The sequence below is a fragment of the Lacticaseibacillus suihuaensis genome, assembly GCF_054785075.1.
The window spans coordinates 101,221-118,917 of record NZ_BAAGBJ010000003.1; the positions used below are offsets into that span (position 1 = coordinate 101,221).

At 61.3% G+C, this 17,697-nt stretch carries 18 protein-coding genes; 11 read left to right on the forward strand and 7 right to left on the reverse strand.

Annotation, left to right across the window (positions count from 1 at the left end):
* Window positions 1-3: 3 nt before the first annotated feature.
* From tgt to ACYVRZ_RS04125, 4 genes are all read left to right on the forward strand, one after another.
* On the forward strand, window positions 4-1,146 hold the full coding sequence (tgt, locus tag ACYVRZ_RS04110; RefSeq protein WP_461225066.1) for a tRNA guanosine(34) transglycosylase Tgt: 1,143 nt from the start codon (window positions 4-6) through the stop codon (window positions 1,144-1,146).
* A gap of 94 nt (window positions 1,147-1,240) precedes the next feature.
* On the forward strand, window positions 1,241-1,579 hold the full coding sequence (gene yajC / locus ACYVRZ_RS04115) for a preprotein translocase subunit YajC (protein ID WP_461225068.1): 339 nt from the start codon (window positions 1,241-1,243) through the stop codon (window positions 1,577-1,579).
* Between the two features lie 224 nt (window positions 1,580-1,803).
* A complete protein-coding gene (rny, locus tag ACYVRZ_RS04120) occupies window positions 1,804-3,372 on the forward strand; it encodes a ribonuclease Y (protein WP_461225070.1) in 1,569 nt (522 codons plus the stop codon).
* Between the two features lie 221 nt (window positions 3,373-3,593).
* Window positions 3,594-5,618: a KUP/HAK/KT family potassium transporter gene (locus ACYVRZ_RS04125; protein WP_461225072.1), complete on the forward strand. Its 2,025-nt coding sequence runs from the start codon at window positions 3,594-3,596 to the stop codon at window positions 5,616-5,618.
* A gap of 56 nt (window positions 5,619-5,674) precedes the next feature.
* Here the strand turns inward: ACYVRZ_RS04125 and ACYVRZ_RS04130 are convergent, their stop codons facing one another.
* From ACYVRZ_RS04130 to ACYVRZ_RS04140, 3 genes are all read right to left on the reverse strand, one after another.
* Window positions 5,675-6,685, reverse strand: coding sequence for a DUF4179 domain-containing protein (locus ACYVRZ_RS04130; protein ID WP_461225074.1), 1,011 nt, complete (start codon window positions 6,683-6,685; stop codon window positions 5,675-5,677).
* Window positions 6,678-7,208: a sigma-70 family RNA polymerase sigma factor gene (locus ACYVRZ_RS04135; RefSeq protein ID WP_461225076.1), complete on the reverse strand. Its 531-nt coding sequence runs from the start codon at window positions 7,206-7,208 to the stop codon at window positions 6,678-6,680. The genes ACYVRZ_RS04130 and ACYVRZ_RS04135 overlap by 8 nt, the downstream gene beginning before the upstream one ends.
* 845 nt (window positions 7,209-8,053) lie before the next feature.
* Window positions 8,054-8,542 (reverse strand): DUF2798 domain-containing protein, encoded by a 489-nt coding sequence (locus tag ACYVRZ_RS04140; protein ID WP_461225078.1) that lies wholly within the window; start codon window positions 8,540-8,542, stop codon window positions 8,054-8,056.
* A gap of 679 nt (window positions 8,543-9,221) precedes the next feature.
* Here ACYVRZ_RS04140 and ACYVRZ_RS04145 point away from each other — a divergent pair.
* The 3 genes from ACYVRZ_RS04145 to ACYVRZ_RS04155 all read left to right on the forward strand — a co-directional run bounded on the left by ACYVRZ_RS04145 (window position 9,222) and on the right by ACYVRZ_RS04155 (window position 10,576).
* Window positions 9,222-9,596 carry an iron-sulfur cluster biosynthesis family protein gene (locus tag ACYVRZ_RS04145; protein ID WP_461225080.1) on the forward strand — a complete coding sequence of 125 codons (375 nt, stop codon included), beginning with the start codon at window positions 9,222-9,224 and terminating at the stop codon, window positions 9,594-9,596.
* 252 nt (window positions 9,597-9,848) lie between these two features.
* A complete protein-coding gene (locus tag ACYVRZ_RS04150; RefSeq protein WP_262316559.1) occupies window positions 9,849-10,268 on the forward strand; it encodes a GNAT family N-acetyltransferase in 420 nt (139 codons plus the stop codon).
* Window positions 10,269-10,282: 14 nt separating this feature from the next.
* On the forward strand, window positions 10,283-10,576 hold the full coding sequence (locus ACYVRZ_RS04155; protein ID WP_461225082.1) for a hypothetical protein: 294 nt from the start codon (window positions 10,283-10,285) through the stop codon (window positions 10,574-10,576).
* Here the strand turns inward: ACYVRZ_RS04155 and ACYVRZ_RS04160 are convergent.
* Window positions 10,567-11,553, reverse strand: a complete 987-nt coding sequence (locus ACYVRZ_RS04160) for an alcohol dehydrogenase catalytic domain-containing protein (protein WP_461225084.1) — start codon at window positions 11,551-11,553, stop codon at window positions 10,567-10,569. The genes ACYVRZ_RS04155 and ACYVRZ_RS04160 overlap by 10 nt on opposite strands.
* A gap of 89 nt (window positions 11,554-11,642) precedes the next feature.
* On the opposite strand from ACYVRZ_RS04160, the gene ACYVRZ_RS04165 reads away from it, so the two are divergent.
* Both ACYVRZ_RS04165 and ACYVRZ_RS04170 read left to right on the forward strand, forming a co-directional pair.
* Window positions 11,643-12,047 carry a hypothetical protein gene (locus ACYVRZ_RS04165; RefSeq protein WP_461225086.1) on the forward strand — a complete coding sequence of 135 codons (405 nt, stop codon included), beginning with the start codon at window positions 11,643-11,645 and terminating at the stop codon, window positions 12,045-12,047.
* A 256-nt stretch (window positions 12,048-12,303) separates the two neighbouring features.
* Window positions 12,304-13,224: a hypothetical protein gene (locus ACYVRZ_RS04170; protein WP_461225088.1), complete on the forward strand. Its 921-nt coding sequence runs from the start codon at window positions 12,304-12,306 to the stop codon at window positions 13,222-13,224.
* A gap of 39 nt (window positions 13,225-13,263) precedes the next feature.
* On the opposite strand, the gene ACYVRZ_RS04175 is transcribed toward ACYVRZ_RS04170, so the two are convergent.
* A complete protein-coding gene (locus tag ACYVRZ_RS04175; RefSeq protein ID WP_461225089.1) occupies window positions 13,264-13,734 on the reverse strand; it encodes a hypothetical protein in 471 nt (156 codons plus the stop codon).
* Window positions 13,731-14,909, reverse strand: coding sequence for an AI-2E family transporter (locus tag ACYVRZ_RS04180; RefSeq protein WP_461225090.1), 1,179 nt, complete (start codon window positions 14,907-14,909; stop codon window positions 13,731-13,733). Before ACYVRZ_RS04180 ends, ACYVRZ_RS04175 begins: the two co-directional genes overlap by 4 nt.
* Window positions 14,910-15,116: 207 nt before the next feature.
* On the opposite strand from ACYVRZ_RS04180, the gene ACYVRZ_RS04185 reads away from it, so the two are divergent.
* Window positions 15,117-15,311, forward strand: a complete 195-nt coding sequence (locus ACYVRZ_RS04185) for a hypothetical protein (RefSeq protein ID WP_461225091.1) — start codon at window positions 15,117-15,119, stop codon at window positions 15,309-15,311.
* 297 nt (window positions 15,312-15,608) lie between these two features.
* Here ACYVRZ_RS04185 and ACYVRZ_RS04190 read toward each other — a convergent pair whose 3' ends face one another.
* Window positions 15,609-16,697 carry a DUF871 domain-containing protein gene (locus ACYVRZ_RS04190; RefSeq protein ID WP_461225093.1) on the reverse strand — a complete coding sequence of 363 codons (1,089 nt, stop codon included), beginning with the start codon at window positions 16,695-16,697 and terminating at the stop codon, window positions 15,609-15,611.
* Between the two features lie 301 nt (window positions 16,698-16,998).
* On the opposite strand from ACYVRZ_RS04190, the gene rpiA reads away from it, so the two are divergent.
* On the forward strand, window positions 16,999-17,688 hold the full coding sequence (gene rpiA / locus ACYVRZ_RS04195) for a ribose-5-phosphate isomerase RpiA (RefSeq protein ID WP_461225095.1): 690 nt from the start codon (window positions 16,999-17,001) through the stop codon (window positions 17,686-17,688).
* Window positions 17,689-17,697 lie beyond the last annotated feature (9 nt).

Here is a 17,697-nt window from a genome sequence, read left to right on the forward strand (position 1 = left end):
CCCATGGAACCTGCTATCAAGTACCGCCTGCTGCATGTCGATAAGCACACCGGCGCCAGGCTCGGCGAGCTGATCACGCCGCACGGCACCTTCCCGACGCCGATGTTCATGCCGGTGGGGACCCAGGCGACGGTCAAGACCATCGCGCCCAACGAGCTGGAGGCGATGGGGGCCACCATCATCTTGGCCAACACCTACCACCTGTGGCTGCGGCCGGGCGAGGACCTCGTTCAAGAAGCCGGCGGGTTGCACCAGTTCATGAACTGGCACAAGGGGATTTTGACCGATTCCGGCGGCTTTCAGGTCTTCTCGCTGGCTCACATGAGAAACATCACCGAAGACGGGGTCCACTTTCGCAACCACCTGAACGGCGCGAAGATGTTCCTGTCGCCGGAAAAGGCGATCGGCATCGAAAACGCGCTGGGGCCGGACATCATGATGAGCTTCGACGAGTGCCCGCCGTTTTTTGAAAGTTACGAGTACGTGGCCAAAAGCGTGGCGCGAACCAGCCGCTGGGCCGAACGCGGCCTGAAGGCACACCAAAACCCCGAGCGCCAGGGGCTGTTCGGCATCGTCCAAGGCGCCGGCTTCCGCGACCTGCGCGAGCAAAGCGCCCGTGACCTGGTCTCTTTGGATTTCCCGGGTTATTCCATCGGCGGCCTGTCCGTCGGCGAGTCCAAGGAGGAGATGAACCACGTCTTGGACTTCACCGTGCCGCTTCTGCCGGACACCAAGCCGCGGTACCTGATGGGGGTCGGTTCGCCCGACGCCTTGATCGACGGGGTGATTCGCGGCATCGACATGTTCGACTGCGTCCTGCCGACCCGCATCGCACGCAAGGGCACGGCGATGACCAGCCACGGCCGCCTGGTGGTCAAAAACGCCCAGTACGCGCGTGACTTCACGCCGCTGGACCCGGATTGCGACTGCTACACCTGCAAGAACTTCACCCGCGCCTACCTGCGCCACTTAATCAAGGCCGACGAGGCGCTGGGTGAGCGGCTGATGTCTTACCACAACCTGTACTTCCTGTTGCACCTGATGCAGCAGGTGCGAGACGCCATCGCCAGCGATTCGCTGCTGGATTTTCGCCGCGACTACTTCGAGCAGTACGGCTACAATAAGCCCAACGCCCGGAATTTCTGACCTCAGGCGGTGGTTAAACCGGCTTGAATTTGGTACAGTGTAGAGTGAACTAAAACAGAAAACGAGGTGCCTTAATTTGGGAAGTTCTTTTTCAATGATCATCGTGCTGGTGCTGATGTTCGGCTTCATGTACTTCGGCATGATGCGGCCACAAAAAAAGCAGCAGCAAAAGCGTCAGGCCATGCTCAACGCCATGAAGAAGGGTGACAAGGTCGTGACCATCGGCGGCCTGCACGCCGTGGTCGACAGCATCAACGAGGCCGACCAAACCGTCGACCTCGACGTCGATGGGGTCTTTTTGACCTTCAACCGCTCCGCCATCCGCACCATCAACGATGCCGGCAAGCCGGCCGCAGCCAAGCCTGCAGCCAAGAAGGAAGAAACCGAAGACGCCAAAAACGACGACAAGGGTTACTCCGAAGACGACAAGTAGCACCACCCACAACGGCCAGCCTGGCCGTTTTTTTGTGGCCGGAAGCGGCGGTCGACCGGCGCGATCCGAGCGGGTCGCCGCCGGCCAATCGCGACCGTCTTGACACCGCAGGACAAGTTGACACTTGTTCATCAAACCGCTACAATCAGAGAGTGTCATAATGAACAAAATAACACAGCATCAAAGCATGGTACCACATGATGAGATGATGCGGAGGTGAAAAGATGAGCACAGAAATGCTGGTCTCGTTAATCCTCGCCGTCATCGCCTTAGCCGTGGGAGTACTCCTCGGGATCAAGATTCAAACCAACCGTCATAACAAGGCGGTCGACCAGGCCCACACCAGTGCGGCCGGGATCCTCGAGACCGCCAACAAAGAAGCCGCGACCCTGAAGAAAGAAAAACTGGTTGAAGCACGCGATGAAGCCCACCGCTACCAAAGCCAGGTCGAACAAGAGCTCAAGGACCGACGCTCCGAGGTTCAACAATCGGAACACCGCCTCTTGCAGCGCGAGGAGACACTGGATCGCCGCGACGACACGCTTGACCGCAAGGAACAGAGCCTGTCGGACCGAGAGGGAAACCTGAACGAACGGCAAACGCGGCTGGATGCCCGGGAAAAGGACATCGAAGCTGCGATCACGCAGCAACACACTGAGCTCGAGCGCATCGCCGAAATGACCAAGAGTCAAGCGCGTGAGCGAATCATCACCGAAACAAAGACTGAGCTTGCGCATGAACGCGCAAAACTGATCAAGGAAAGCGAAGACGAGGCCAAGGAGACGGCTGACCGAGAGGCGAAGACGCTGATCGCAGACGCCATCCAGCGCAGTGCCTCGGACATCGTGGCGGAAACAACGGTCACGGTGGTCAACCTGCCGAATGACGACATGAAGGGTCGAATCATCGGCCGGGAAGGGCGCAACATTCGCACGTTGGAGACGCTGACGGGGATCGATTTGATTATCGATGACACGCCGGAAGCGGTGGTTTTGTCTGGCTTCGACCCGATCCGGCGGGAAATCGCGCGGATCGCCTTGGAGAAGCTGATTCAAGACGGCCGCATCCACCCGGCGCGGATTGAGGAAATGGTCGACAAAGCACGCAAGGAAATGGACGAGCGCATCCGTGAAATCGGGGAGCAGGCCATTTTTGACGTCGGCATTCACAACATGCACCCGGATTTGATCAAGAAGTTGGGCCGGTTGCACTTCCGGACCAGCTACGGCCAAAACGTCCTGGATCACTCGATTCAGGTGGCCAAGCTGGCCGGGGTGATGGCGGCCGAGTTAGGCGAAGACGTGATTATGGCGAGACGCGCAGGATTACTGCACGACATCGGGAAGGCCATCGACCGGGAAGTCGACGGCTCCCACGTGGAGATTGGGGTCGAACTGGCCACCAAGTACAAGGAGCCGAAAATCGTGGTCAACACGATTGCGTCGCACCACGGCGACGTGGCCCCAACCAGTGTCATCGCGGTGCTGGTCGCCGCGGCCGACGCCATTTCGGCGGCGCGGCCCGGTGCCCGTTCCGAGACGCTGGAGAACTACCTGCACCGCCTGGAGAAGCTCGAGGCCATCGCCAACAGCTACCAAGGCGTCGACCACAGCTTCGCCATTCAGGCGGGGCGTGAGGTGCGGGTGATTGTCAAGCCCGAGGCCCTGTCCGACGAGGAGTCGGTGGTCTTGGCGCGAGACATCCGCAACCGAATTGAAAAAGAACTCGAGTACCCGGGCCACATCAAGGTGACCGTCATTCGCGAGAAGCGAACGGTCGAGTACGCGAAGTGAGGCGACGGTCTCCCCTTGGGGAGGCCGCCGTTTTGGCTTTGCCGCGGCCGGTGCGGGCGTTCACCGCATCGGCGGTGGGGCGAAGACCGCGGCGAGAAGGCGGCTGGCCGCAACGGCCTGGCCGGTCGAACCGCGCTGCCCTGGCGTGACGGGGCGAAGGCCGCTTGACGCACCCGGTTCAAGCGTCTATCATGACGTCTTGTTAACAACAGGAGGAAACTATGTCACCGAAGAAAAAACACATCAGCGCCATCGGGATGCTGGTCACCTTGGGCATCGTCTACGGGGACATCGGGACCTCGCCTTTGTACGTGATGAACGCCGTGATCGCCGACGCCGGCAAGGTGTCGGCGCTGACGCCGGAGTACATCATCGGCGCGATCTCGTTGATTTTTTGGACGCTGATGCTTTTGACCACCATCAAGTACGTGATCCTCGCGATGCGAGCCGATAACAACGGTGAAGGCGGGATCTTTGCGCTTTACGCGCTGGTTCGCAACCACGGCGCGTGGCTGGCGGTGCCGGCTTTGATCGGCGGCGCCGCGCTTTTGGCCGACGGGACGCTGACGCCGGCGGTCACCGTCACCAGCGCGGTGGAAGGGCTCAAGGGCCAGACCTTTGGGCCGCTTCAGTTCTCCGATTCGCAGATGGTGGTGCTGGTAATCACGAGCACCGTGCTGCTCGCGCTGTTTTTGATTCAGCGCTTCGGCACTGCCAAGCTGGGCAACGCCTTTGGCCCGGTGATGCTCGTGTGGTTCCTGTTTCTCGGGGTCGCCGGGGTGGCCCACATGAGCGGCCACCTCGAAGTCCTTCGCGCCTTGTCGCCGCGTTACGCCGTCGCCATTTTGTTCTCGCCGGCCAACAAGGTCGGGCTTTTCCTGCTCGGCAGCATTTTCCTGGCGACGACCGGGGCCGAGGCGCTGTACTCGGACATGGGCCACGTCGGCAAGTACAATATCTACCTGACCTGGCCGTTCGTCTACGTGATGCTGATGCTCAACTACTTCGGGCAAGGGGCGTGGCTGATCAGCCACTACCAGGACGCAGCCTACGCGAATTTGACCACCATCAACCCGTTTTACGAAATGCTGCCGCACGAGCTGCGGCCTTTTGCCATCATTTTGGCGACCTTCGCGGCGATCATCGCGTCGCAGGCGTTGATCACCGGCTCCTACACGCTAGTTCACGAGGCGATCAGCCTGAAGTTCCTGCCGCGGATGCACATCACCCACCCCTCGACGGCCAAAAGTCAGATCTACATCGGCGGCGTCAACTGGTTCCTGTGCCTGGTGACGATGAGCGTCGTCTGGTACTTCCGCACCTCCAAGGCGATGGAGGCCGCTTACGGGCTGGCCATCACCGTCACGATGTTGATGACGACCTTCTTGCTGTTCGAGTACTTGTCGGGCCGCATCGGGCGGCTTCGCGCGGGGCTTGTCACCGGCTTCTTCGGGGTGCTTGAGGCGATGTTTCTGGTCGCAAGCCTCGTCAAGTTCATGCACGGCGGCTACATCACGCTGGTCATCATGCAGCTGATTTTGGCGCTGATGGTCATCTGGTTCTTCGGCAACAAGTCGCGCGAGCGCTACCAAGGCGAAAGCGAGTACGTTCACCTGAACGATTACGTCTCGCAGCTGGTCGCGCTGTCTAAGGACGAGCGCGAGCCGCTGTTCACCACCAACCTGGTATACATGACCAAGGTCAAGGCCGATTACCGGCTCAAACGCACCACGCTGTACTCGATTCTGGACAAGCAGCCCAAACGCGCGAGCGTCTACTGGTTCGTCACGGTCAACGAAACCGACAAGCCTTACGACATGCGCTACACCGTCGATATGATGCACACCCGCAACGTGATTTCGGTCCAGCTGTACCTCGGCTTCCGGACGTCGCAGCACGTCAACTTGTACATCCGCCAGATCATCAACGACCTGCTGACGGCAGGGGTAATCGACCCGCAGCGGCCGCACTACACGACGCTTGAGGACCGCCAAGTCGGCGACTTCAAGTTCGTCATCATCCGCGAGCGGCCGCAGGGGATGCCGACCGAGAACATTCCGGCCTGGCGCCGCTACCTGATTGGCGGCCGTCTGTGGCTGCAAAACGTCACCACCAGCCCCGCCGACTGGTACGGCCTTGAGTTCAGCAGCGTGGTGGAGGAAACCGTGCCGCTGTTCATCCACGAGCCGCGCGAGATGTACTTCACGGACCACAAGATCCTGCATCCCCGGCCCAAGACAAAGTAACACCAAAAATCGCGCCATCCGCAGTAGCGGGTGACGCGATTTTTGCGTGAAGCGACTTACGGCCACAGCACGATGGACTTGACCACCTCACGGGCACTCCTTTCGCCCTTGACGAAGTAGTCCAGCTGCACGCGGTAGGCTTGGCCCCGCACCGGCATCTTGGTCAGGGCCAGATTGGTGAGGCTGCCGTCGGGGTCCCCAAGCTGCATCCCGTCGCTCATGTCGATCAGCGAGTGACCCTGCGCGTCTTGGATGGTCATGATGCCGATTTCGCCCGTATCACCGTGCTCGTACCGCGAGTCGCCGGTGGCGCGGTACTGCAGCTCGGCGCCGTGGGCGTACTTGATCACGGCCACCGGCGCTACGGTGAGACCGGGGACCCCGAAGTCGTAGGTTGCCCCGGCCAGCTTGTTGATCACCGGTGCCGGCTGGCTCATGGTCAAGTCGAAGTTCCAGCGGCCGAAGACGCCGCCGAGCTCCTGGATGCGAATCGGCAGGGTGACTGAAGTCGGCGCGGTGTTGCCGGTCGCCTTGTACAAAAGCCGGAAGCGGTAGCCGGTTTTGGTTTCCTGGAAGTCGTAGGTGTCGTTGAAGAAGTGCTGCTTGGCGGTGCTTGCCGCGTAGTAGGACAGCTCGTGCTCGCCGTTCATGTTGATCTGACGCTCGGTCATGCCGGTGATCTCGCCGGTGACGCTGATGATTTTGCCGGCGTAGTAGGCTTCAACCAGGTGAACCGTGATGCCGTGCGAGGTTGCGGTTTGGTTGAGGCTCTTGGCCACGCCGCTGACGTGAAAGGCGGTGGCGTTGTCGTCGTTGCCGTTGCGCAGGTAAAACGCCGCCAGCCAGCCGACGTTGTCGAAGGCCTGGCCGACCTGGGGCACGAAGGCGGCCAGGCCGGCGGTGGTCAGCGCCAAGGCGGCGGCTGCGGCCAGCAGCACGTTGCGAACGCGGTGGTGGCGCGGCGCCTTTTTCACCCCTTGCGCCAGGGCGTCGTGAACCAGCGCCTCTGGCACCGGAATCTGGTCGAACTCGTCGTGCAACAGCTGACGGTCTCGTTGTTCATCCAAAGTAATCTCCTCCTAAAATGGTGCGAAGTGCGAGGCGACCGCGGCGCAAGCGCGTCTTGACGGTGGCCTCCGGGACGTTGAGCAGTCGCCCGATTTCTCGCGTCGGCAGGTCTTGGTAATAGAATAATTGCAGCGCCTGGCGGTATTCCGCCTTCAGCTGGGCGAAGGCGGCCAGCAAGTCGAGGTGCTCGGTGGTGTTGACCGCCGGCGCCGCCAGCGGCTCGCCGGCGTCGGCCGTCGGTTCCTCGCTGGCCCGCAGCGCGTAGACGCTTTGGGCCTGGCGAATCAGAATGCGGGTGTACCAGGTGAAAAACACCTGGGGCTCGCGCAGCTTCCGCACGGCGCTCACCGCCTGCGTCGTCGCCTCCTGCAACACCTCCAAGGCGTCTTGCTCGTTGCCGACGTACAGGTAGGCGGTGCGGTACAGGTAGGCGCTGCGGCCGTCCAGCAGTTGCAGCAGGGCGGTGCGGTCGCCACGCACGGCTCGCCTGGCGAGCTTCAGTTCAAGATCATTCAGTGGCATGTGCGACCCTCCTTTCGCCCAGTTAGTGGCCAGAATTGCCCGTTTAGTTTCACGGGACAAATATATTTTTACTGTGAGCGGCTGTCAACGCAAAAAAGACGCACCAAATCCGCCGGCGGGAAGTACCCCGTCAGCGGATCTGGGCGTTGTGGTCACGTGGGTGTCGACAAGGCGTTGGGTGACCAGGTTTCTGTCCCAGCACGACGCTGCAGCGCCGCACCGGGCCCAAAACCAGGTCCCGCACCTGTCCGGCACCGGCTGGCAGCCTGAAGCTGCCGCGCGGTGCCGCCGTCCCAGGCTGCGCCTATGGTTCGCGAGGTCTGGGGTCGTACCCTCCTGGCTCAGGACTGCGCCGTGCGGTGACATCCACACGCCTGAGCAGGCGGTCGTGCTTTGAATCTCAAAACAGGTTACGCCGCCTGAGCCAGCACACCTTCCGGGCCGCCGAAATGGTTTTGTCGTGCTGGCCGGTACGCGTCCCGGCCGCCTCGCCCGCCCGCAGCTACCTCCGTACTTGGAGTTGGGCGTTTGATAACACTGCAACCGGTTATCCACTACGATTAATGATTCCCGCCCACTCTAATGCGACGGGTTCCACTGATATCATCGATGACGGGGCCGGGCTGGGGCCTGGTCTGCGTGAGGTAGCGTGGCGCTTGCCACTGGATCGCCGCCGAAGAAGGGTTTGTCACGGTGGCCGGCCACCGACCCCTATCCTAGTGATCACTTGAGTTTAGCTTAGCAGGTAAGCGGTTACCTGGCAAATTTTAAGCACGTTTTTTGAGCGGCAACCAACAACGGCGGCCAACTCGTCGTGAGTTGGCCGCCGCAGTGTGGGTTTTGAATTAGTCGGCGTCTGCCTCGGCCGCGGTGCCGGCGTTCTGCAGCGTCGCCAGCGCCTTACGCGCAATCGGGCCGACGATGAGCAGCTGCAGCGGCAGCGCCATCAGCAGGTTGAAGCCCCAAGTGTGCAGGTAGGTCAAAGCGAGGTTCCCGCCGAAGTTCTGGGTGACGATGATGCCAAAGGCCGACATCAGCGTGACCATGCCGGCGACCATCAGGCAAGAAATCCAGATGCCGATGACCAGCGGGGTTTTTTCCATCTCAGGCTTGAAGATCCGGCTGAAAAACAGCTTCTTGGCCAGCGGCCCGACCAGGCCGAGGTCGAGAATCAAGGCGACCACCAGCGCGACCGGGTAGCCGCGCAGCACTTCAAGCACGTAGCCGTCGCCGAAGCCATCGGCCAGGGCGACGTTGTAGCCTGCCATCACCAGCACCATCAGGCCGGCCATAATCAGGCTGAAAAACAATTCTTCTTTAAAATTCTTAGGCAAGTTGAAACTCCTCATGTGGTCCGGGATTTTGAGCTGTAGATTTCATACGCACCCATTGCGACCACGACAAGATAAAAGTCTAGCAGAAATTTTCAGCTGGCGTAAGCAGAAGTTTCAGAAAAATTGAAAGCGGGGTGGTTGACGCCTTGCCGGCAACGCGGGAGCGGCTAGCTGAGGTCGGCCACCGGGCCAAGGTGCGGCCCGATGCCCAACCTTACGCTACCCGTCCCGCTAACCCCGCGTTTCTGCGCTCTGGATCGGCGAGCTTCGAAGCGCAACGCAGACACACACAGCGACGCCGCGTCGCTTGGGCCCAAGCCCGGGTCCCAAACGCCCCGGCTAGGCTATGTGGTCTGCTAAATGCGCGTTTCTGCGCTCTGGGCAACAAAAAAGCCGCCATGGGTGGTGGCGGCTAAGGAGTAAGGATTGACCGACGAGTGGGTGGCTCGCCGGTGATTTTTACTTTGGAGGAGTAAAAATGAAAAAGTTGGGTATGGGTATGGAAATGAGTGGGTGGCTCATTTCTATGGTTACAATGTAACGCCGGAATGTGAAGAAAGTGTGACGAAATCGCCGCTCACTTATGAAAAAAAGGTAAAGGCGGCAACTATTTTCGCCGAGGCGTCTCGCTTGCCTTTTGGTGAGTCGGCGACTACGCTTGAGCAAAGGAGATGATTGCATGAACATTCACTTTAACGCGGCCAGTGCGACCAAGCTGACCCCGCACCTGGCACCGACCAAGCAGCTACTGTTGACCTTCGAGGACGGGGTGGGGCCCTACTCGCAACACGCGATGATTCACATGCAAGTTCAGTTCACGCTCAACGTGGTCGCGGCCGATGCCGACCTGACCGGCTACGACCAAACCGTCTCGTCCAACCTCGGCGACATCCGCATCAAGGGCTACTCCAGCGAGGACCTCGATGAGCACATGGCCGTTCATCTGAACCCGACCACCAACACGATGAGCCTGACCGGCGACGGCGGCGAGATTGACAGCAATCTGGGTTTCATTGACTTCACGGCACCCGGCGGCATCAATCCGGCTCGCTGACTGAACCGATTCGTCGATTATTCGACTTGCCGATTGGCCCGGTTCGGCGACCAACGTGGCTGAAAGGCCACTCCCGGCGAACCGACTGACCCCCTCGGTTCGCCGAGGGGCCAGCTGCGGCTGCGCTTGGCCCGGGCGGGTGAAAATGTGGTCGGCCCGGTCAATTCCTGCTTTCAACTGGTTTCACGATGGTGTAGAATCATCGTGGAATATGAGCGCGGCCAAGCCGTGCGTTTTGGAGGCAGTTAGACCTTGCAGTACACATTTGAATCCGCATTGACCATCCATGAAATCAAGGCGCTTTACGGCGCCGTCGGCATGGACCAGTACCTGAGCGACCCGGCCGAAACGGCGCGGGGCATCGCCAACTCAACGCTTTTGACCGCTCGCGACGGCGACAAGCTCGTCGGCCTGATTCGCGGTGTCTCCGACATGCACACGGTGGTCTTCATTCAAGACTTGCTGGTGCTGCCGGAGTACCAGCACCAAGGCATCGGCCGGGAGCTGCTCGGCCAGTTCGATGATTACTTCAAGCAGGTCGCCCGCATCGTGGTGGTCTGCAGCAGTCCGGAGCTTCAGGCTTTTTACGAAAGCGCCGGCTACCTGCCGGGGACGCAGGCCCACGCCACCACCTACGTGCGGCCGCGGCGACTCTTGGAACCCAAGTACTGATCAGGAGGTAAACGATGGAACCGACGGCGACAGTTTCGCGGTTGCAAAAAACAGAAGGCGCGGATCTGATCATGGATCAAGGCTTTTTGACCGAGCGCGAGGAACCCGCCATGATGGACCAGGATTGGTGTCACGAACTTCTGCCGCAGATCAACGACGAGATGCGGCTCAGGACGTTGCCCAACCGCGTGGTCCTCAAGCAGTTCCATTACTACTCCGGCCTCGGCACCATCCTGTACGACCCGACGCAGCTCACCGCGGCCAAGGCCAAGCAGGTCCTGATGCACGCGCTGGGTTATCACAAGTGAACTCGCCCGGTGAGGACAATCTTACCGGTGACATGGCCGGCCGCCAGCTTCTGGAGGCCGGCCTTTAAGTTACCCAAGCTGCGGTCGGCATAATGCGTGGTGACGCTGGCCTGAATCGTGCCGGCGGCGGTCAGCGCGGCCAGCCGCCGCAAAATTGCCCCTTGGCTGGCGACTGTGTAATCAAAGTCGCTTTTGGCGAACATGTACTCAAAGTCAAGGCTTGCGGCCTTGGCCTTCAGCGCCGTCACGTCCAGCGGCTGGCGCGGCGTGACCAGGGTGGCGACGTGGCCGAAGGGGGCGACCAAGGCGGCGGCCTGGGCGAGGTAAGGCTCCGGCGCATAAAGAATCGCCACCCCGGCCGCCGAATCGGCCGCCAGCGTCTGAGTCAGCGGCCGGTGATAGTCCAGGGGATGGGCGACGCCGTGAGCGGCCAGCCAGTCCCAGTTGACGGGGCTGGCCGTTGCCCAGACCTCAAGGCCGCTCCACGCGGCCAGCTGGGTGAGAAGCGAGCCGACGCCCCCGGCCCCGTTGATCACCACCAGGCGCTGGCCGGCGTTGGCGCCTGGCTGCGGGGTGAAGCCCATTTTCTCAAACAACAGCTCCCAGGCGGTCAGCCCCACCAGCGGCAAGGCGGCCAGGTCTGCGAGCGGCAGCGTCGCCGGGGCCTTCGCCACCAGGGCCGCCTGCACCAGCTGGTAGTCGGCAAAACTGCCGGGCCGCTTGGTGGTGCCGGCGTAAAACACCCGGTCGCCTGGAGCGAAGTCGGTGACGGCGGGGCCGATTGCCACGACCTGGCCGACGGCATCAAAGCCTAGCACGGTCGGCCGCGTGACGCCCGTGGCGAGCTTCAGGTCAATCGGGTTCAACCCGGAACCGAGGACTTGGACCAGTAAATCGGTGGCGCCGGGTTCGGGGATTTGGCGCGTTTGGGCGATGAAGCCGTCCGGGGTCGCCGCCAACACATTGTTATCAGACAAGATAGTGCCTCCGTTTCGTAACGTCTTTGATATGTCTATTCTAACTGTTTTCTGCTACACTAGGGTAAATTTGGTTTTCGGAGGACGACATGGCAAAACGACATCAATCTCGCTCCCGGGTCGGGGAGGCCATTACCTTAATTGTGGCGGCGCTTTTGTTCACCGGCTTCGCTTGGTTCGTGACGCAGCCGGACACGGCCTTGGCCATGACCAGCACCGCCAGCTTCGGCGTCGGGCTGACCATTCTGATTTGGCTGCTGGCCTTTTTCGATGACTGGGCCAAGGGCCGCGGCTCCCGCTTTGTTTTGGACCTGGTAATCGGTAGCGCGATGGTGACGCTGATTTACGTCTACATGATCGGCTTCATCGTCTACCCGGAGTTCATGTACGGGGCGTTCGGCGTGGTGCTGGTGCTGGCGGCGCTGTTCGCCATTCGCAAGCCGACGCGTGGCAACGACCACAACATCGCGCGGGTGGTTGAAGACGCGGAATAGCCGGAGTTGGCGAGGCGCGAGCAATCGCGCTTTTTTCGTGGTTGCAAGAAACTCGGGGCCAAGTTCGGGCCTAAGCACCAGTCCTGCGCTATGCGTCCCGCTAGACCCGCCGGCATCGCTCTGGTCGTCGAGCTCCGCCGAGCAACGCGGGAGCGGCTAGCTAAGGCCGGACACCGGGCCAAGGTGCGGCCCAATGCCCAGCCTTACGCTACCCGGCCCGCTAAATTCGCTCGGCTGCGCTCTGGAGGAATAATTCATGCACATTTTTGTCTGCTGCGCCGGTGGGGGGAGCTCGAGCCTGTTTTGTGCCCGGCTGGCCAAGGCGATCAATGAGACCGATGAGAATTTGACGGCGAGCTTTGACACCGTGGCTGCGGTGCTTTCGGCGTCGCCCTTTGCGCCGGCGGCCGACCTTGCTTTCGCCTACGGAGCGGTGGATGCGATTCGCCCGGCCACGGCTTACGACTTTGGCAGCCGCTTCGACGTGGTGCTGGTCGCGCCGCAAGTGCGGTACCTGACGGCGGCCAAGCAGGCGGTGCTGGCGAATTACCCGACGGTGGTCGCCGACATGGACCGCCGGGTGTTCGGGCTGATGGACGGTAACCGCGGTTACCAGGAGCTGCTCGACCAGCTGCTGACGCTGGATCTGATGCGTGGCTTCCAGTCCGGCCTGGGGTTTGCCTCCAAGCGCGGTGACAAGGACTTGGAGCTTCTGGTGGTCGGGGCCAGCCGCAGCGATCGGGCGATGCGCAACCTGACGGCGGCGCTTTTGGCCGCGGGGGTTCGCACCGTTCAGGAACGCTTCACCATCGACGGGCTGTACGACTTTCACCCGCAAAACGATTTTGAGGTGCGGCTAATGTTTGGGGCCCGGCTGACGCCTGAGCTGATTCCCAAGGTGGCGCGGCGCATCGACGGCGTGATCCGCTTCACGGACCACGCAAGCGCCGAGCCGACCTGGGACCAGCGCTACCGGCTGCCCAGCGTTCGGCTGAGCCCGGCGCTTTTGAAGGACCACGCCGACCCGATTGCGTTGCGCGACGCGGTGATGGCCTTTTTGCTGGCCGCCGACGCGGTGGCGCAAGGCACCAGTGAGGTTCACAGCGCCTTTTTCGAAACCCCACCGCCGCCCAAGCAGGTGAAGTCCTTTCTGGGGTTGTTCACCTACAAGGTTTAAAAAAACGACCGCCGGCTGGCGATCGTTTTTTGAGTGGCCTCACTGCACCTGTTGGACGGTGATTGGAACGCTGGCCGGCACCCGCGGCCGCAGCGTGTTGACCAGGGACTGCAGGTCGGTTTTGAAGGTGACCCGCACGGCGCGGTGAGCGGAGATGCCAAAGGCGGCGACCACCAGCTCGCGGCCATCCGGCAGGCTGACCGGGGTCAGCGAGATGCCGGTCAGCTTGGCGTAGGGGAACATGCGGTTGACGATGCCGGCGGCGACCACCCGGGTCTGGGTCAGGCCGGTGGTGCCGGCCATGACGGTCAGGGTGATGAACGCGGCGTAGAAAATGATTACGGACAGGCTGGCGGCCCCGGAGGTCAAAAACCAGACGATGAAGAACCCGGCCAAGATCAGCTGGAAGGTGGCGTAACCGCCGCGCAGGTCGATTTGGCCCTGCCAGTACAGGTTGTAGACGCCAAGGCTCAGCAAGGCGACGTCGAGTAAGACGATGAACAGACTCATTTTTTCACACTTTCTTGGTTGGGTTGCGGGGCCGGCCAGGGAACCGATTCCCCCGGCTCGGCGTACAGGCCGGAGACCTGCTGGTACCACTTGAACAGGCGAACCGCGATGATGCGCAGCACCGCAAAGCCGGGAATCCCCAGGATGACGCCGGCCAGGCCGAACATGTTGCCGGCGGTCAACAGCACTACCACGATGGTGATCGGGTGCATCTCGAGCTTGGAGCCCATGACGAACGGCGAGATCAGTTGGGTCTCAAGCAGCCACTCGCACAGGAACACGACGATCACCAGCAGGAACATTTTGGGGCTGGCCATCAGCCCGACAATCAGGGCCGGCACCATGGCCAATGCGGAGCCGAAGTACGGAATCAGGTTGAGCGGCCCGGCAATCAGGCCCAGCACCAAGGCGAAGCGCAGGCCGATCACCGAGTAGCCGATCATGAAAATGATCGCGACGGCCATGGCGACGGTCAGCTGGCCCTGCACGTAGGAGCCGACCTTCTCGTTCATCTCGTGGAGCATCTCGCCGACGCTTTTGCGCAGCTTGACCGGCACCACCGTCAGCAGGAGCTTTGGAAACTTGCGGCCGTCCTTGAGCATGAAAAACAGGATGATCGGCGCGGTGCCGACGGTGATCACGACGTTGCCGACCACCCCGACCAGGTTTTGAATCTGGGTGACGGTGCCGGTGACAATCAGCCCCTCGCGGCCGGAGACGGCGGCCTTGATTTCCTCGCCCAGCTGGTTCAGGTCGGCCTGAGAGATCAGGTCCTGCCGCTCGTTGAGCTCGGTCACCCACTGGTTGAAGGCGTTCCAGTAGGTCGGCCAGTCGTTGACCATGCTGGTGACCTGCCGCTCGATCGGCGGCACCAGCTTGACGATGGCCAAGACCAGCAGTGCCAACACGCCGAGAAACACTAGCCCGATGGCCAGATTGCGGTTGACCTTGTGGCGGTCCAGCCAGTTGACAATCGGGTTGAGCATGTAATACAGGATGCCGGCGAACACGAAAGGTGGGGCGACGATGCCGATGAAGTGGGTGATCGGCGTGAAGACCCAGCCAATTTTGGTGAAAAGCCACAGCACCAGCAGCACCAAGAGGACGTTGAAGGCCGCGATGGCGAACCTGTTGTCCAGGAAGTGGCGGTAAAACCAGGACGTTTTATTTTTCATAGGCGACCTCCGTAACCGTTTCACTTATAATGATACCGAACTTCAGGGGGGATTGCGAATCGGGCGCTGGACCGAGCTTGCTTTGTAAATTCGCACTGCGGAATCCCAGTTTAAAGGCTTGCTTTGTAAAAATATTGTAAATCCGGTCTTTACAAAAGGCGGCCGCTCGGTATACTAAAAGTAATTATTTGAGACGGAGGTGACCTTATGACGGTCTTGAAAGTTCTGCGCTGGGTGCTGCGAGCCCTGATCGTGCTGACGGTCGGCCTGCTGCTGTTCGACACCGCGGTCGGCATCGGCCTGATGGCGGTCGACATCCTGATCGGCGTGGTTTACGAAATGAAGCAAACCGCCTGCGATCGCCGCGAAATGAAGCACGTGCCGGTTACGCACCGGTTGTAGTGCCTTGCCCCCACCGCCCCGGTGGGGGTTTTGTTTGCGCTGAAAGGGTGGGGCGGCCTAGCATGACCGCCACTCGGTCCAAGCGCCTGCCCAGCGCTAGCCGACCGGCTAAACCCGCGCGACTTCGCCCTGGAACGTCGGGCTCCAGCCGGCAACGCGGGAGCGGCTAGCTACGCCACGCCGCTCGGACCCAAGCCCGGGGCCCAAGCGCCGTGGCTAGGCTACCCGTCCCGCTAACCCCGCTGGCTTCCGCCCTGGAACCAAAAAGGCTTCCCGCATTTTGGGAAGCCCTGTTGGTTAGCCGATGAACTTGAATTTGCTCCACGGCTTGATGAAGTCCAGCAGCATCACCTCATCCGGTGAGATGCTGCCGATCTTGTTTTTGCGCGGCTCAGCATGTGGCTCCAGGACAATCTGGAGCTCATTTTTGTAGATGCCGAAGCCGTCGTTGCCGACCAGCACGTCGCCCTTTTGGAAAATCTCGGTGTTGTCGTGCGGGGTGTTGGGGGCGTCCTTGTAGGTGACGCGCGGCATGGTCGAGCGAATCACCGTGCGGTTGATGTCGCCACGGCGGAAGTGCTGCGGGGTCAAGGCGACCGTTTTTTCAATCTCGTTGACGTCAGCCACGAAGTCCAGGTGGAACTGGATCTGGTAGCGGTCGATGGCCGCAAGCGCCGCGAGCTCTTCCTCGCTGGCGTAGGCGTTGCCGATGATCACGTCATCGATCAGGCCCCCGGCCCAAAGGTGCTTGGCCTGCACCTCGATCGGCAGGCGACGGTCGGCCTCAAGCGTCGGCAGGCCGTCGTTGACGTTCCACGGGCCCATGTTGCCGACCTGGCTAGCGACGAAGGCGGCCGAGTGGATGTTGTACTTGCGGAAGCGCTGTGAGCATTCGACGAAGAAGTCGTAAGGCAGGGCGGTGCCGACCTGCGGGTAGAAGTTGTGGCAGCCGTACAAGAAGCTGGTGTTGGCCTGGTAGCTGACGATATTGTTCAGGTAATCCACGTTGTTGCTCATGTTGAGCTCGATGATTAAGCCGTACGGGTTGTACGACAGCATCGCCTCGGTGGCGCCGTCGAAGCCTTGGTCCAGGCGAATGCCGGCGCAGTGCAGGTCGGCGAAGAACTTGAGGTCGGAGTACGAGACCCCGAGCTGGTCAAAAATGCGCGGTGCGACGTCCAAGATGGTCTGGTACCCGAGAGCGTTGCCGACGTCGATAATTTTTTGGTACTCGGCCTTGGTCTCTTCCACCGTGCCCTTCACTTCCAGCATGCTCATGAAGATGCGGGTGAAGCCGTACTTATGGCCGAGCTCCAAGTAGGCCTTGTTGGCTTCAAAATCGCTGTGATCCGGGTAAATCGATAACCCGAGTTGACGCATTGTCATTGCAGTTCCTCCTAATTAAGTTGTGTTTGCGGTGCAGTGGTCCTGCAAGCTGCCCCCTAGCAGTTGCAGCGCTACCATACTCCCATCATAGCGAACCCGGCAGGCTTGCGCAAACCCGCGGCCCTCGATTGCCCCTGACCGCGTTTTTTGCGGGCCAACGCGCCGCGCATCGAGGTGTTACGACCGCGGCAGCGGCCGGCGCGAGCCCGTCGGCACCGGCGGGTTAAACTTGCGGCTCGGCTTGACACGACCGCTCGGGCTGGGTAAAGTCGGGGGAGACAGACAAGCTGAGGAGGACAACATGACAAGTCAAGACGAACTGAAGAAGCAGGCGGCCACCCAGGCGGCCCAGATGGTTCAGCCCCACACCGTGCTAGGGGTCGGCACCGGCTCCACCGTCGCGTTTTTCATCGATGCGCTGGCCGCCCGGGAGCAGGCGCAGTCGCTCGAGCTGACCGCCATCGTCACCACCTCCAGTCGCAGTCAAAAGCAGCTGGAGCAAAATGGCTTCACCGTGTCTGAGCTGGCCGCAGTCGACCACGTCGACCTGTGCGTCGACGGCGCCGACCGGGTCGACCACCAGCTGGACGGCATCAAGGGCGGCGGCGCGGCGCTGACGCTTGAAAAAAACGTCGCGGTCAACGCGCGGCACAACGTCTGGATCGTCGACGAAAGCAAGGTTGCCGATCCGCTCGGCGGCTTCCCGCTGCCGGTCGAGGTGCTGCCGGTCAGCGCCGAACAAAACCTCCGCCGCTTCGCCAAGGCCGGGCTTGAGCCGCAGTTTCGACTGAACGCAGACGGCGGCCGGCTGAAGACGCATTACGGCAACTTCATCATCGACTTGGCCGTGTCGCCGCTGCCGATTCCGGCCGGCCTGGCCGATTACCTGGACCACACGGTTGGCGTGGTCGAGCATGGGTTGTTCCTGAACATGACCGACGAGGTGTTGATCGCCCAAAGCGACGGCACCATCGCCCATTGGGTGCGTTAGTCGCACTGA

Excerpts from the sequence above, each read along its gene's own strand:
- ACYVRZ_RS04125 (WP_461225072.1), top strand. The coding sequence starts at position 3,594 with ATGTCACCGAAGAAAAAACACATCAGCGCCATCGGGATGCTGGTCACC.
- yajC (WP_461225068.1), top strand. The coding sequence starts at position 1,241 with ATGATCATCGTGCTGGTGCTGATGTTCGGCTTCATGTACTTCGGCATG.
- rny (WP_461225070.1), top strand. The coding sequence starts at position 1,804 with ATGAGCACAGAAATGCTGGTCTCGTTAATCCTCGCCGTCATCGCCTTA.
- ACYVRZ_RS04145 (WP_461225080.1), top strand. The coding sequence starts at position 9,222 with ATGAACATTCACTTTAACGCGGCCAGTGCGACCAAGCTGACCCCGCAC.
- ACYVRZ_RS04175 (WP_461225089.1), bottom strand. The coding sequence starts at position 13,734 with ATGAGTCTGTTCATCGTCTTACTCGACGTCGCCTTGCTGAGCCTTGGC.
- ACYVRZ_RS04165 (WP_461225086.1), top strand. The coding sequence starts at position 11,643 with ATGGCAAAACGACATCAATCTCGCTCCCGGGTCGGGGAGGCCATTACC.
- ACYVRZ_RS04155 (WP_461225082.1), top strand. The coding sequence starts at position 10,283 with ATGGAACCGACGGCGACAGTTTCGCGGTTGCAAAAAACAGAAGGCGCG.
- ACYVRZ_RS04170 (WP_461225088.1), top strand. The coding sequence starts at position 12,304 with ATGCACATTTTTGTCTGCTGCGCCGGTGGGGGGAGCTCGAGCCTGTTT.
- ACYVRZ_RS04185 (WP_461225091.1), top strand. The coding sequence starts at position 15,117 with ATGACGGTCTTGAAAGTTCTGCGCTGGGTGCTGCGAGCCCTGATCGTG.
- rpiA (WP_461225095.1), top strand. The coding sequence starts at position 16,999 with ATGACAAGTCAAGACGAACTGAAGAAGCAGGCGGCCACCCAGGCGGCC.
- tgt (WP_461225066.1), top strand. The coding sequence starts at position 4 with ATGGAACCTGCTATCAAGTACCGCCTGCTGCATGTCGATAAGCACACC.
- ACYVRZ_RS04190 (WP_461225093.1), bottom strand. The coding sequence starts at position 16,697 with ATGACAATGCGTCAACTCGGGTTATCGATTTACCCGGATCACAGCGAT.
- ACYVRZ_RS04180 (WP_461225090.1), bottom strand. The coding sequence starts at position 14,909 with ATGAAAAATAAAACGTCCTGGTTTTACCGCCACTTCCTGGACAACAGG.
- ACYVRZ_RS04135 (WP_461225076.1), bottom strand. The coding sequence starts at position 7,208 with ATGCCACTGAATGATCTTGAACTGAAGCTCGCCAGGCGAGCCGTGCGT.